This is a genomic window from Nitrospirota bacterium (genome assembly GCA_016178585.1).
Classification (GTDB): Bacteria; Nitrospirota; Nitrospiria; order JACQBW01; family JACQBW01; genus JACOTA01.
The window spans coordinates 1-14,385 of sequence record JACOTA010000064.1 but is presented as its reverse complement, the minus strand read 5'-3'; the positions used below and the strand labels follow the sequence as shown (position 1 = coordinate 14,385).

General features: G+C 45.3%; 10 protein-coding genes. 5 read left to right on the top strand and 5 right to left on the bottom strand.

Translation table 11 applies throughout. The annotated features are described in order from the left end of the window. Both tsaD and dusB read left to right on the top strand, forming a co-directional pair. The gene (tsaD, locus tag HYR79_10085; GenBank protein ID MBI1822044.1) at nucleotides 1-1,017 is read left to right on the top strand and encodes a tRNA (adenosine(37)-N6)-threonylcarbamoyltransferase complex transferase subunit TsaD; all 1,017 of its coding nucleotides are present in this window, start codon (nucleotides 1-3) and stop codon (nucleotides 1,015-1,017) included. After that, nucleotides 1,014-2,024, top strand: a complete 1,011-nt coding sequence (gene dusB / locus HYR79_10080) for a tRNA dihydrouridine synthase DusB (GenBank protein ID MBI1822043.1) — start codon at nucleotides 1,014-1,016, stop codon at nucleotides 2,022-2,024. Before tsaD ends, dusB begins: the two co-directional genes overlap by 4 nt. Here the strand turns inward: dusB and HYR79_10075 are convergent. Together HYR79_10075 and msrA are read right to left on the bottom strand one after the other, a co-directional pair. Further along, nucleotides 2,019-2,393: a hypothetical protein gene (locus tag HYR79_10075; GenBank protein MBI1822042.1), complete on the bottom strand. Its 375-nt coding sequence runs from the start codon at nucleotides 2,391-2,393 to the stop codon at nucleotides 2,019-2,021. The two genes, dusB and HYR79_10075, sit on opposite strands and share 6 nt — an antisense overlap. A gap of 102 nt (nucleotides 2,394-2,495) precedes the next feature. Next, complete coding sequence (msrA, locus tag HYR79_10070; GenBank protein ID MBI1822041.1) at nucleotides 2,496-3,056, bottom strand: peptide-methionine (S)-S-oxide reductase MsrA; 561 nt, start codon at nucleotides 3,054-3,056, stop codon at nucleotides 2,496-2,498. A gap of 127 nt (nucleotides 3,057-3,183) precedes the next feature. Here msrA and HYR79_10065 point away from each other — a divergent pair, with 127 nt between their 5' ends. Beyond that, nucleotides 3,184-6,069 (top strand): BamA/TamA family outer membrane protein, encoded by a 2,886-nt coding sequence (locus HYR79_10065; protein MBI1822040.1) that lies wholly within the window; start codon nucleotides 3,184-3,186, stop codon nucleotides 6,067-6,069. 114 nt (nucleotides 6,070-6,183) lie between these two features. After that, nucleotides 6,184-6,801, top strand: coding sequence for a hemolysin III family protein (locus tag HYR79_10060; GenBank protein MBI1822039.1), 618 nt, complete (start codon nucleotides 6,184-6,186; stop codon nucleotides 6,799-6,801). Between the two features lie 103 nt (nucleotides 6,802-6,904). Here HYR79_10060 and HYR79_10055 read toward each other — a convergent pair whose 3' ends face one another. The 3 genes from HYR79_10055 to gltB form a co-directional block, all read right to left on the bottom strand. Then, entirely contained in the window at nucleotides 6,905-7,147 is a 243-nt protein-coding gene (locus tag HYR79_10055; protein ID MBI1822038.1) for a BolA family transcriptional regulator, read from the bottom strand. 232 nt (nucleotides 7,148-7,379) lie between these two features. Beyond that, nucleotides 7,380-8,822, bottom strand: coding sequence for a glutamate synthase subunit beta (locus HYR79_10050; protein MBI1822037.1), 1,443 nt, complete (start codon nucleotides 8,820-8,822; stop codon nucleotides 7,380-7,382). Beyond that, entirely contained in the window at nucleotides 8,815-13,347 is a 4,533-nt protein-coding gene (gltB, locus tag HYR79_10045) for a glutamate synthase large subunit (protein MBI1822036.1), read from the bottom strand. The genes HYR79_10050 and gltB overlap by 8 nt, the downstream gene beginning before the upstream one ends. Before the next feature lie 262 nt (nucleotides 13,348-13,609). Between gltB and HYR79_10040 the strand changes: the two genes are divergently transcribed. Then, on the top strand, nucleotides 13,610-13,936 hold the full coding sequence (locus HYR79_10040; protein ID MBI1822035.1) for a hypothetical protein: 327 nt from the start codon (nucleotides 13,610-13,612) through the stop codon (nucleotides 13,934-13,936). Nucleotides 13,937-14,385 lie beyond the last annotated feature (449 nt).

Below are 14,385 nucleotides of genomic sequence, written 5' to 3'. Positions count from 1 at the left end.
ATGAATATTTTAGCGATCGAAACTTCTTGTGATGAAACAGGAGTGTCTGTTTTGAAAGACGGACATCTCATTTTGGCCAACTTACTTTCTACTCAGGTTGCAACTCATGCACCCTTTGGAGGAATTGTTCCTGAGTTGGCCAGCCGAAAGCATATGGAGATGATTCAACCGATGGTATTAGAAGCCATTCGCCAGGCAGGCCTCCCATTTTCTGAATTAGATGCGGTCGCCGTGACTTATGGACCCGGATTAGTCGGGGCATTGGTCGTTGGTGTGTCGTTTGGAAAAGCGTTATCGTATGCGCTGAATATTCCCTTAATTGGAATTCACCACCTTGAGGGCCATATCCATTCTATTTTTCTAGAAAACCCCGGTCTTCCCTATCCCTTTATTGCATTGGTCGTGTCAGGAGGCCACACAAATCTGTACCGGGTTGAAGGATCAGGATCCTATTTTTCTTTAGGGCATTCGATAGATGATGCGGCCGGAGAAGCGTTGGATAAAGCTGGAAAAATGCTCAACCTGGGATATCCGGGAGGACCGGTGATAGACGAGTTGGCAAAACGCCAGGACCCGGATCAATTCATTTTTCCACGAGCCTTTTTATCAAAAAATTCGTACGACTTTAGTTTTAGCGGTTTAAAGACTTCTCTTCGAACTTTCCTGGAGAAGAAAACCGAAGATGAAATTAAAGGGATGCTTCCTCAAATCGCCGCTGGCTTTCAACAAGCGATCGTCGATGTTTTAGTGAAGAAGACACTTCGGGCGGCGCTGGAATTTAAAATTCCCAATATCGTCATTGTCGGAGGTGTGGCGGCCAATTCCCGTTTACGAGCTGAAATGTCTGAAGAAGGGAAGAGGGAGGGGATCCAGGTTCATATCCCTTCTCCAAGATTTTGCACCGATAACGCGGCCATGATCGCGCGCGCCGCACTGGACCATTTCGAAAAAAAACATTTTGCTTCATTGGATTTAAATCCTGTCGGCTCATTAACCCTGGAGGAGGCCAATGGATGACTTTTGAACGACTCCATCCCTTACAAATTGGCAGCCGGTCTATCGAAAACAACCTGATTCTTGCCCCCATTGCGGGCGTAAGCGATCTTCCTTTTAGAACAATCGTTAAAGCGTTCGGGTGTGGTTTGGTGGTGACCGAATTAATCAGCAGTGAAGGCCTGGTAAGGAACAACGAAAAAACGAAAAGATTTCTGACCTCGCTTCCGGAAGAAAAACCCCTTTCCATTCAGATTTTTGGTCATCATCCCGAACCCATGGCCAGAGCGGCACGATTTGCGGAAGAATATGGGGCGGACATTGTGGACATTAACTTTGGGTGTCCGGTTCGAAAAGTCACCCGGTCCGGGGCTGGGGCCGGCGTGATGAAAGACCCTTGCCGGGCGAGAGACATTTTGGAATCGACAGTGAAGGCGGTTAAGGTCCCCGTTACGATGAAGATGAGAATTGGGATGGATGATCAGAACATTTATGCTGAAGAACTGGCAAAAATGGCTGAGGATTCTGGGATTTCAGCGATCATCGTTCATGGACGGACGGTCGCACAGGGCTTTTCCGGAAAAGCCAATTGGGGCTGGATTAAAAAAGTAAAAGAAGCCATTAAAATACCGGTGATTGGAAACGGGGATATTAATTCGCCGGAGGATGCGGAAGCGATTTTAAAGGAAACCGGTTGTGACGGGATCATGATCGGACGGGGATCTTTTGGCAATCCCTGGATCTTCACTCAGATCAAAGAGTACCTGAAAACCGGTCATAAGATAGGACCGCCTTCAATGATTGAAAAGAAAGAGATTCTTCTAAAGCATTTTGAATTAATGATGCAATTTTATGGAGAGGATCAGGGAACGATCCTTATGAGAAAACATGCCTGCTGGTACACCAGAGGCCTTCGGAACGGAGGGACATTCAGGGCGGAGATTAATCGGGCCGAAAACAAAGGCGTCTTTTTTGAAACGGTCGAGCGCTTTTTTGAGACACTGACGGCTGAATCAGCTCCGGTTTTATGATCTTAAATTAGCTTTTGTCGCTTCAGCTATAAAAGAAATGGTTTTTTTGTAATACCCGCCAAGAAATTTTGCCTCTACAGACCAGGACGCTTTAATATGGGTTGAATGATTATCAAAATCGATTAATAAGCGTTCGTCAGCCAGGGGTATATGATATTCCGACGCTTTTTTCATTAATACGTCTCTAATTTTTTCACCGTTGTCCACAGATGACTGTTGAGTCTCTATTGCCCTGCTTTCCACTTCGTTCTTAAAATTAAGATAATTCATATAAATTGGAACAATTTGAAAAGCCGCGTCCAAAGCAATTCCAAACAGCGCCGCAAATACCAGAAACCCAATAGTAATTTTTCCAGATTGTTTCTTCATCTTTTAAAGATTACAAGATATTTACTTTTTGTCAAATTAAATGAAATTTATCCAGAAAAATTTCGCGAGGAGGATTGCGGAAGAGAAACTTTAAAAAATTAATCATTTCTTAAGTTTCGAAAAGTATTTTTTATGGAACTTCGCTACTTTAGGCGCTATGACAGCGACGCAATACAACTGGTCCGGATTGTTTTTATAATATTCCTGGTGATAGTTTTCCGCGCGATAAAACGTTGTAAATGGGAAAACCTCAGTGACAATAGGAGCATTCCAAATTTGAGAGGCGTTGATTTCTTTTATGACCTGTTCGGCCATCATTTTTTGTTCCGGGCTATGGTAAAAAATGGCTGACCGATACTGGGTGCCGGTATCCGCACCCTGGCGATTTAAGGTCGTTGGGTCGTGGAAAGTAAAAAAGATTTCCAGAAGGTCCTTAAAAGAGATAACCTGAGGATTGAATGTGAGCTGAACCACTTCTGCATGTCCGGTGGTTTCTGTGCAAACCTGTTTATAGGAGGGATTGGGCACCGTACCGCCGGAATAACCCGATTCGACTTTTTCCACCCCGGCAAGCTCGGCGAAAACAGCATCAAGGCACCAAAAACACCCTCCTCCAAGGGTCGCGATTCCCCTCTCTTTTTGAAAAGATTCCGTCTGTTTCATTAATATCTTTATAGCCTTTTTACTTAAAATAATCAATCTCTTAGAGATATTTTCTTTAAGTTGACAAAATTTTAATTCCTCTTTAAGATCAGACAAAATTTTAATTCTTATTTAAAGAAAATCCTGAATGCGCAGATTCAAGCTGATTTATGCCCTTATTATTTTTTTTTCTCTTTATGGATGCGGGCCAACCTTCATTCCCTTTGAAAAGTTTGATCCACAGCTACGATGGGAAGTTATTGAATCTCCTCATTTTCAGGTTTATTACCATCAAAATGAGCAAGAAATTGCCCTGAAAGCGTCACAGATCGCGGAAGAGGTTCACCAGTCACTTTCTCAACGGTTTCAATGGACGCCGGGGTCTAAAACCGATCTGATTATTTCGGATTATCTCGATGCTGTTTTTGGTCAGGCAACCCCCTTTCCGAACAATATTATCACCATAACCCCTACCCAGCCCGCGGGTGGATTAGGCATTCAACCGATTCGATATGAGGATTGGCTTCGGGTGGTCATTACCCATGAATATACGCATATTCTCCATCTTGATTCGGTCGGTGGTTTCCCTTTATTGATGCGGTATTTCTTTGGAAGAAATCCGGTCCCGTTATTTTCGATTCCAAATATCTGGCAGCCCCTTTGGATGATTGAAGGGTTGGCGGTTTATATGGAAACCACAGAAGGAACCAGCGACCGGATGGATAACTCTTTTACCGAAATGATTTTACGAATGGCCGTGCTGGATCATCAGCTTGATTCCATTGATCAGGCGAGCGGAGCGTTAACAATCTGGCCGGATGGTTTTCTCCCCTATCTTTATGGCGCAAAGTTCTATCAATTTATCGCAAAAAAATATGGGCCCGAAAAGTTAACGGAAATCAGCCGTAGATATAGCCGGAATACGCTTCCGTTTCGCGTTGAAAAAACAGCCGAAGAGGTTTTGGAAAGAGATTACCTTGATTTATGGGCTGAATGGAGGACTGGATTAAATGTTCGTTATTCTACGGCGGCAAAAAAGGTCAGGGATTTGGGCCTTACGTCCGTTCGTCTTTTAACGGATAGGGGGAACGAGATTTTAGGCGGACGGTATTCTCCTGACGGAAAAAATATTTTATATACGGAGCATAGCCCGGATCATTATCCTTCTTTTCACGTTGTCGATCGGGAGGGAAAAAACGACCGGGTTCTTTCCCGGCGGAATACCGGTTTTGACGCGGCATGGTCTCCCGATGGTCAGAAAATCATCTATTCCCAGCTTGAGGTTTATCAAAACTTTTCCTTTTTTAGTGATCTTTACTCCCGCGATCTTTCAAAAAAAGAGACCAAAAGATTGACGAATGGATTGAGGGGCAAAGAGGTTGATTATTCTCCCCAGGGGCATTTTCTTGTTTTTGTCCAGGAGGAGCTGGGAAAAAACAGATTGGCGCTTTGGAGTTTCGAAAAGTCAGCGGTTATCGGAATGACCCCTTTTTCAGATTCGTTTCTGATTTCCAGTCCCAGATGGCTGAATGATGAAGAAAAAATTGTCTTTTCGGGGTGGGAAAAGGGGAAACAAAATATTTATCTATTTGACCGGAAGACCCGGGAAAAAGAGCAACTGACCGACGATTCATTTCAAAATCTGACTCCTGTCCCCGGAACGACTGACGATCAGATTCTGTTTGTGTCAGATCGCAACGGTATCTATAACCTGCATGGATACGATCTAAAGACAAAGGAGATTCGTCAATTAACGAATGTGCTGGGAGGCGTTTTTCTCCCATCTGTGTCTCCTGGTCGAAAAGAGATTTTATTTTCGACCTACGGCGCCAAAGGATTCGATCTTGCGGTGATGGAAAGTAAATTTTTTTTCACAGGGAAGCAAGAAAAAGAGGATTTAATAAAAGAAAGGCCGGGACAAGACCACACAAAAAAGATACAGGTTCCCGAAACCTTTAAAAGTGTTCCTTATACTCCCTGGAAGACCCTTTTTCCCCAATTCTGGGTGCCCTGGGGAGGCATTGACGAAGCGGGGGCCCAACTGGGAGCCTGGACGACCGGAATAGATGTTTTAAGACAACATCGGTACCTGGTCGTGGGCCTTTATGGTCTGGAAAGCAAGAGGTTTTCTTACCTGTTAGACTATATGAATGACCAATTCTACTCTACCCTTGACCTTGGGTATTCTGATACGCCAAAATATTATGCCAATTTATTAGTCAATTCGACGGGTCAAAGAAATAGTTATTGGGAGCGCCAGCAAATTTTTAAAGCGAATTTTTTATTTCCTTTTTTAAGATTTCATTCAAAGCAGGTTCTAAAAATAGGATTTGAAAGAAAAGGTTTTTCGCCCCTTTCTTCTCCTTTTGGATTTCTACCTCCGCAAACGGGAACCCTGAGTACGATCAAAGGGGGATACATTTATGACTCTTCCGAAGAATACCCTTTGTCTATCAGCCATGAAGAGGGGAGAACGGTTCAGCTCTTGATAGAAGATTCGGACAAAAAATTAGGAAGTGATTTTAACCTTGTTAAATATATCGCAAATATCCGTGAATACCACGCTTTGTTTGTTCCTCACGGTGTCCTGGCAGGCCAAATAACCGGCGGAATCGGTCAAGGGGAGCTAATCGCTCAGCGGGCGTTTCAATTGGGAGGCCCTTTAGTCATTGATCAGCCCTTTCTAGAACAGGATGATTTTTTTTTAAGAGGGTATCCCTCTCATCAGATGATTGGACAAAATATGATTGTTGCCAATCTTGAATACAGGTTTCCTTTCCCACTCGTTGAAAAAGGGAGTGGAACCATTCCCTATTTTGTCAAAAGGCTCCATGCCGGTTTATTTGTGGATTACGGAGCCGCCTGGGATCAAACGCCATCAATCCAGGATTTCAAAACGGGTGTCGGAGCCGAATTCAAAGTCGATTTCAATCTTTTTTACCATTTGCCGGTACGAGGCCGGCTTGGAACCGCTTTAGGGTTGAATTCCTCAGGAGAGAAACAAATCTATTTCAGCATGGGAAACTCATTTTGAATAATATTTTCAGTAACGTGGTATCATTTGGAGTGAGCCTTCTTATAAAGGGCCTAAAAAAATTAAATCAAGAGCTGTTCCACGCGCGGGTTTCTAAAATAAAAGGGGAGGTTTATGTACAAGGGAGAGCGTTTTAACGGATTAACCCATTTATTGGGCGCCGTATTTGCCGGGATCGGCATGGTGTTTCTGATCGTTATCGCGGCACGGCAGAATGACCCTTGGAAAATTGTCAGTTTTACCGTTTACGGCACGATCTTATTGATTCTTTATACCTTTTCGACCCTTTACCATAGTTTTCATGGTAAAGCCAAGACCGTTTTTCAAAAACTTGAGCATCTAACCATCTATCTTTTAATTGCAGGGACTTATACGCCCATTACCCTGGTTACGTTAAGGGGCCCCTGGGGATGGTCGTTATTTGGGGTGATCTGGGTGCTGGCCATTTTTGGCATGCTGCAGGAGACTTTCTTAAAGAAAGAGGCCAGAATTTTGTCGGTCGTTATTTACATTATGATGGGTTGGACAGGCTTAATTGCGATACAACCACTAGCTCAAGCCTTACCCTTTGCCGGCGTAGCCTGGCTTGTCATCGGAGGGCTATTTTACACGATTGGCGTAATTTTCTTTGCGTTGGAAGAGCGGCTGGCTCACAGCCACGGAATCTGGCATCTTTTCGTCCTGGCCGGAAGTGCCAGCCACTATTTTGCCATCCTTTTCTACGTTGCCTAGAACGACTCCGGTTCTTATGACGAACAGCTGACCTGGATGGTTTGGGCCCAGTCGGGAGGGGTAGCCAAAGCATTTCGAAAGTTCAGATTTTCAAGGTTGCGCACTAAAGATTCCATTCTTCAGGCGTTTTGGCTTTAATGGCCAGAGCGTGAATTTCGTTGTTCATCAGACCGGTCAGGGCGTTGAACACGATTCTGTTTCGGTTCAATAAATTGATGCCTTTAAATTTATCGGAAACGATAATCATATTAAAATGGCCTCCTCCAGAAACGGCGCCTGCGTGTCCTTCATGCTTCCACGATTCGTCTTCGATTTCCACATAGGCCGCGGAAAGTTGATCTTTCATGATCTGTTCAATTTTTTCTTTTGTTTTTTGAGATCGGTTGCTCAGATTATTTTCCTCCTGTTAACTCTATCCCGTGATGTCCGGGGAGCAGCCTGCCCTGCTCGAGCTCCGAAGTTTACCGCAATCTTATATTTCTACACTATGGAAGGGTAGACAAACTTCGAAGAGGTCGCTGTGCAGGCTGCAACCCTGGACGCATCCGGTAATCCTGTACGATATAGATCTGAATTCCCTAGGAAGCAGAGGTTTTGGTTTTTAAGTACCGTTCAATTCCTGCCGCGGCTTTTCGTCCTTCGGCAATCGCCCAGACAATTAAAGAAGCCCCTCTGACGGCATCTCCACCCGCGAAGATTCCCGGTTCACTCGTCATGAAGTTTTCATCCACCTGGATGTTCCCTCTGGAATTTAATTTTAATTTAAGATCTTTAACCAGACCTTCGTGAATCGGGTGGATAAATCCCATCGCCAGCAGGACGAGATCGACATCCATTTCCTCCTCGGCACCTGGAATTTCAACAAATTGCGATTGGCCATTGCTGTTTATTTTAAGTTCAACCTTCGCCGTGTGGAGTTTTTTAACCACTCCGATTTCGCCTGAAAATGACCTGGTCAGGACGTTCCACTTGCGGTCGCATCCTTCCTCATGCGCGTGCGAAGATCGTAAAACCATGGGCCAATAAGGCCACGGGGTAGACGATGGCCGGGTCTCAGGAGGTTGGGGCAAAATTTCAAATTGATGGATTGATTTGGCTCCCTGACGGTGAGCGGTACCGAGGCAATCTGAGCCGGTATCTCCTCCTCCAATAATGACAACCCGTTTCCCTTTAGCGGAAATGATCTGTTCAGAAGCGACTTTGTCACCGGCCACGATTTTGTTAGACTGGGTCAGGTAGTCCATTGCAAAATATATTCCCTTTAAATCGCGCCCGGGGACAGGAAGGTCTCTTGTTTTCATGGCACCAATGGTCACGCAAACGGCATCGAAATTTTTCTTTAATTCTGAGACCGGCATATCTTTTCCGATCTCGGTATGGGTGACAAAATTTACCCCTTCTGCGAGCATTTGATCGAGCCGGAGATCCAGAACGCTTTTTTCCATTTTAAAATCGGGAATTCCATAGCGGAGGAGTCCGCCCACCCGGTCTGCTTTTTCAAAAAGCGTGACGCGGTAGCCTTCTCTGCATAATTGCTGGGCGGCAGCTAAACCTGCCGGACCCGATCCGATAATGGCCACTTTTTGATCAAGCTTGACTTTAGGAGGGAGAGGAACGACCCATCCTTCTTTAAATCCCCGGTCGATAATAGACTGTTCGATATTACGAATCGCGACCGGTTGATCAATAATCCCCAGGACGCAGGACGATTCGCAGGGCGCCGGACAGAGCCTTCCCGTAAATTCAGGAAAATTGTTGGTTAAATGAAGACGGGTGAGGGCATCCTTCCATCTGTCCTGAAAAATTAAATCATTCCAGTCTGGAATGAGATTGTGAACCGGGCAGCCTGTATCACTCTGACAAAAGGGCACACCGCAATCCATGCATCGGGCTGCCTGTAATTTTAATTTTTCAGGTGGAAATTCCTGATAAAATTCATGAAAATCTTTTACCCGTTCGGAGACAGGGCGGCGCTTAGGGCCCTCGCGGGGAATCTTTAAAAAACCTTTTGGATCACCCATTGACTGGCGTTTCCTTCTGAGACGAGAGGAGAGAGGCTTGCTTTTGTTCCAGGATTTTCCGGTACTCCGCGGAAATGACTTTGACAAATTTAGTCACGCTGGCATTCCACTCTTTTAAAATCCGCAGGGCCTTTGTGCTATGGGTCAAACCGGCATGCTTTTCGATAAGGTCTTTCAGAAAAGCCTTATCGTCAGAGGTTAAAACGGTTTCTAGCTCTACCATGGTTAAATTACAGCGCCGTTCGAAATCTTTTTCTTCATTAAAGACAAAAGCCATGCCGCCGCTCATTCCCGCGGCAAAGTTTCGGCCTGTTTTTCCCAGGACAACCACCGTACCTCCTGTCATATATTCACAGCCATGGTCTCCAACCCCTTCGACGACGGCCCGGGCTCCGCTATTTCGGACGGCAAACCGTTCTCCAGCCATCCCATAGATAAAAACCTCCCCCCCTGTGGCTCCGTAAAGAAGGGTGTTTCCGACAATGATCGTTTCCTCCGGTTTAAAGAGAGACCCCTTTGGAGGAAAAACGACGATCTGCCCTCCCGACATCCCTTTTCCAAGGTAGTCGTTTGATTCGCCTTCCAGGGTGAGGGAAAGGCCTTTGACGCAAAAAGCTCCAAAACTTTGTCCGGCGGAACCCTGGAAATAAAATTGGATCGTATGGGCGGGCAACCCTTCCGGGCCGTACTTTTGCGTGATTTTCCCGGAGAGCATGGCCCCTACGGTTCTGTGAACGTTTCGAATGGGGAGTTTCTTTTTAACAGGTTCTCGGTGTTCAAGGGCGGGCTGAGCCAATTGGATTAACGCATGATCGAGCGCCCCGTCCAATCCGTGATTTTGAGTTTCGACGCAATGAATCGGGATGTCGGGGGAAACCTTCGGCTTATATAAAATTTTTTCTAAATTAATTCCCCTGGCTTTCCAATGGTCGATTGCCTTTTTAGGTTCAATTTTGTCGACGCGGCCAACCATTTCATCAAATTTTCGGAATCCCAGTTGTGCCATCCATTGTCTAATTTCTTCGGCGATAAAGAAAAAATAATTAATAATGTGTTCGGGCTGGCCGGTAAATTTTTTGCGAAGAACCGGGTCCTGAGTGGCAATGCCGACGGGACAGGTATTCAAATGGCACTTGCGCATCATAATACAACCTTCAACGATTAAAGGCGCCGTAGAGAATCCGAATTCCTCGGCTCCTAATAAAGCCGCGACCACGACGTCTCTTCCTGTTTTAAGCTGGCCGTCGGTTTGAATTCTCACCCTTCCCCTGAGGTTGTTTAGTACCAGCGTCTGTTGTGTTTCGGAAAGCCCAAGTTCCCAGGGCGCCCCGGCATGTTTGATCGAGGAGAGGGGAGAGGCTCCCGTACCTCCGCTGTCTCCGCTGATAAGAATCATATCGGCGCGGGCTTTGGCAACACCTGCCGCAACGGTTCCGACGCCGACCTCTGATACTAATTTGACGGTAACCCTGGCCTGAGGATTGACATTTTTCAAGTCGTAAATCAATTGGGCCAGATCTTCAATGGAATAGATATCATGATGAGGGGGAGGAGAAATCAAGGTAACGCCGGGAATAGAATGGCGGATTTGCGCAATGATTTCATCGACTTTATGGCCGGGAAGCTGTCCCCCTTCGCCAGGTTTTGCCCCTTGCGCCATTTTAATTTGTAGTTCTTTAGCGTGGACCAGGTAATTGGTCGTGACGCCGAAACGGGCGGAGGCAACCTGTTTAATAGCGCTTTCTTTTTCAGTATCAAACCGCGCTTCATCTTCTCCCCCTTCTCCCGTGTTGCTTTTTCCGCCCATTCGATTCATAGCAATGGCAATGGTTTCATGGGCTTCTTTGCTGATTGAGCCAAAAGACATTGCACCCGTGGCAAACCGTTTGACAATTTCAGAAGCCGGTTCGATTTCCTTTAAAGGGAGGGGAGTCTTGACTGTTTTAAGTTCAAACAACCCTCGTAGCGTCGCGGCATGGTGGTTTTCATTATTGGCTAGGCGGCTAAATTCCTGGAAGGTCTTGGCATTGTTGCTTCGGGTGGCCTCCTGAAGTTTTATAATGGTTTCAGGATTCCACTGATGGTATTCTCCCTGCAGGCGGTAATGATAATTTCCTCCAATGTCCAGTGCGTCATTAAACGAAGAATAGTCGAAATAAGCTCCAGCATGTTTGGCGAGGGTTTCTGCGGCAATTTCGTCGAGACCGATTCCTTCAATACGCGAAGGAGTTCCATTAAAATAACGATTAACGAGCTTGTTGTTGAGCCCGATGGCCTCAAAGATTTGCGCTCCGCAATAGCTTTGAACAGTCGAAATTCCCATTTTGGAGAAAACTTTTAACAATCCCTTATTGATGGCTTTAATGTACTTGCTTTCGGCCGTGGCAGCGTCGACCGCTTCCGGAAAAAGTCCGGAACGCGCCATATCCGTGAGCGTTTCGAAAGCGAGATAGGGGTTAACGGTTCCAGCGCCATATCCGATGAGGAGGGCAAAATGGGGGACTTCCCTGGCTTCACCCGTTTCAACGATCAGTCCGACTTCGGCTCTTAAACATTCCTGGATAAGGTGGTGATGAACGGTTGAAATGGCAAGCAGGCTTGGTATCGGAGCCCATTCGGGACTGACCCCTCTATCGCTTAGAATAATAAAATTGTAACCCGACTTAATCGCCTGTGTGCTCTGCCGGCAAAGTTGTTCCAACGCCTGCTCAAGCCCTTTTGGCCCGTTAGACACCGGGAATAAGATTTGCAAGGTTTTGGATTTAAAATGACCATCGGCAATCGACCGGATCTTTTCAAGGTCGGAGTTGGTTAAAATCGGCTGGGCCACCTTTATCCGCCGGCAATGCTCCGGCGTTTCGCCCAACAGGTTTGGTTTGGGTCCGATATTGGTTGCCAGGGACATGATCAGTTGCTCCCGAATCGGATCAATCGGAGGATTGGTTACCTGGGCAAAAAGTTGTTTGAAATAGTTAAAAAGCAACTGAGGCCGATCGGAAAGCACCGCGAGAGGCGTATCCGTTCCCATTGATCCGACGGCTTCCTCGCCCGCAATCGCCATCGGAGCCATCAGCAATTTCAAGTCTTCCAGTGTATACCCAAATACTTTTTGCCGTTTTTTTATGGTATCCGGATCGGGTTGATAAACATTGATCGGTTCCGGGAGATCGTCGATGGAAATCCTGTTTGCCGAAACCCATTGACGGTAAGGTTTCCGTTTAACGATATTGGACTTGATTTCTTCGTCGTCGATAATACGCCCTTGAGCCGTGTCAACCAGGAACATCTTTCCGGGCTGAAGCCGCCCTTTGGTTAAAATTTCTTCAGGTTTAAAAGGAAGAACCCCAGCCTCGGAAGCTAAAATGACCAGATTGTCCTTTGTCACCAGATACCGCGCTGGACGCAAGCCGTTTCGGTCAAGGGTTGCGCCAATCAGCGTGCCATCGGTAAAAGCCATGGCGGCAGGACCGTCCCACGGTTCCATCATCGAAGCGTGATATTCATAAAAACCCCGTCGGTCGAGGTCCATGTCGGGATTTCCGGCCCACGCTTCGGGGATCAGCATCATCATGGCGTGGGGTAGGGAGCGCCCTCCCATCACCAAAAACTCCAAGACATTATCAAAACAGGCCGAGTCGCTTTGGCCTTCCCGAATAATCGGAAAAAGCTTGTTGATTTCGTTCCCAAAGACTTCGGAAGAAAGTCTGCCCTGGCGGGCCTTCATCCAATTGATGTTTCCCTTCAGGGTGTTGATTTCACCATTGTGACAGACATAGCGATAGGGATGAGCCAGGCTCCAGGTTGGAAACGTATTGGTACTGAACCGGGAATGAACCAGAACTAATGCGCTCATAAATCGAGGATCGTTTAAATCTTGATAAAACAGAGGAATCTGTTCAGGAGTTAACAGTCCCTTGTAAACAAGGGTTTTGCTGGAAAGGCTGGGTATATAAAAAATCCCTTTGACCCAGTTTAAAGTTTGATTCTCAATCTGTTTCCGGATGATATAAAGCTTCCGTTCGAACTGATTATTTTTAATTCCCTGGCAGGCTATGAAAAATTGACGGATAACCGGGGCAGATTCCTTTGCCAAATTCCCTATTTTCCCGGGATCCACGGGAACATCCCGCCAGCCAAGAAAATGCTGTCCTTCTTCCAGAGTCGTTTCTTCGATAATTTTTTCACACTGGGCTTTTTCAGAAGGGGAAGAAGGGAGAAAAACCATTCCAACTCCATAACAACCCGGTTCCGGGAGTTCAATCAGCTTTTCCTGAAATTTATTTTTAAAAAAAAGATGAGGAATTTGGACATGAAGCCCCGCTCCATCACCGGTACAAGGGTCACACCCTACGGCACCCCGGTGGGATAAATTCTTAAGGATTTCAAGCCCTTTTAGAATTAGGTCGTGAGAGGGAACCCCTTTAATGTTAACGGCAAAACCGATCCCGCAAGAATCTTTTTCATTGGCAGAATCATAGAGTCCCTGTGACACGGGAAGGCGACCATTTTGTATCTTTTCTGTCATAGTTTGATACGTTACTAAAAGTGGGTTAATCAAAAAAATAATTAAGGGGATGCAAAGTATAAAATAAGCTGGTCTTTCATTATATAAGAATTAATAAATTGAAATCAATTTGTTTTTATCTATTTTGAGCTTGTATTTTTTGAGTTTTCTTGTTAAATTTAAAAGATGAAGATGCTCTCATTTCTAAGAAAAAATTAACAATGGGGGCGTGAGATAAAAAGTTAAAAAGAACAAATTTTAATAAGCCTGTGTGGGAGAATATATGCCGAAAATTGCCGTTGCAACCGATGATGGAAGTAATTTAGGAGAAACGCTGGATAGTCCGATGGCCTTTATTGTTTACGATGTAACTGACAAAGAAATATTAAGCGCTCAGATGAAGTTTTTTGATGAAAATGTAATGGAAGTGATCAACGATTGTTCTGTGGCGATCGCAAAAGGATGTAGTGAACAGTTGAAAGCAACCCTGGATTCAAAAGGGATATCGACAATTATTTCGGATCAATCGATGCCTGATTCTGCCATTGCGAAGTTCTTAAATATCGAGAAGGGATCTATCGGCGGCACAAATTATGAGTGTAAACATTAAGATCGGATCCAAATTTCATCCTGGATCCTGTCCCCGGAAACGATTGTTTCTAGGGGATTTTTTTTGTTACTCAAGTAAATTGATTAAAATTCCCAAAAGACAGACGATAGACAGTCCTAAGCCGATTCTCCATTCAAGTTTGGAATTTGGCTCAAATTTAGTTTCTGGAATTCCGGAAGTTAGCGGGTGTTGTTTCATAGAGTAGCCTTAATTGACCTTTATTATGTTAATCATTTTCTGCCGTAACAGTGATAGAGATATTAACATTCTAGTATAACATGCAACTTCATTCTGTCAAGAAATGCGCCGTTACCCAAGACCAGCGATAGACTTCGCACCCACTTATTAATCATGTCATTGCGAGCACCGAAGGGTGCGTGGCAATCTTATCGTAAAGTCTTGAGATTGCTTCACTTTGTTCGCAATGACAGCTTTCTAACTCTGTTCTT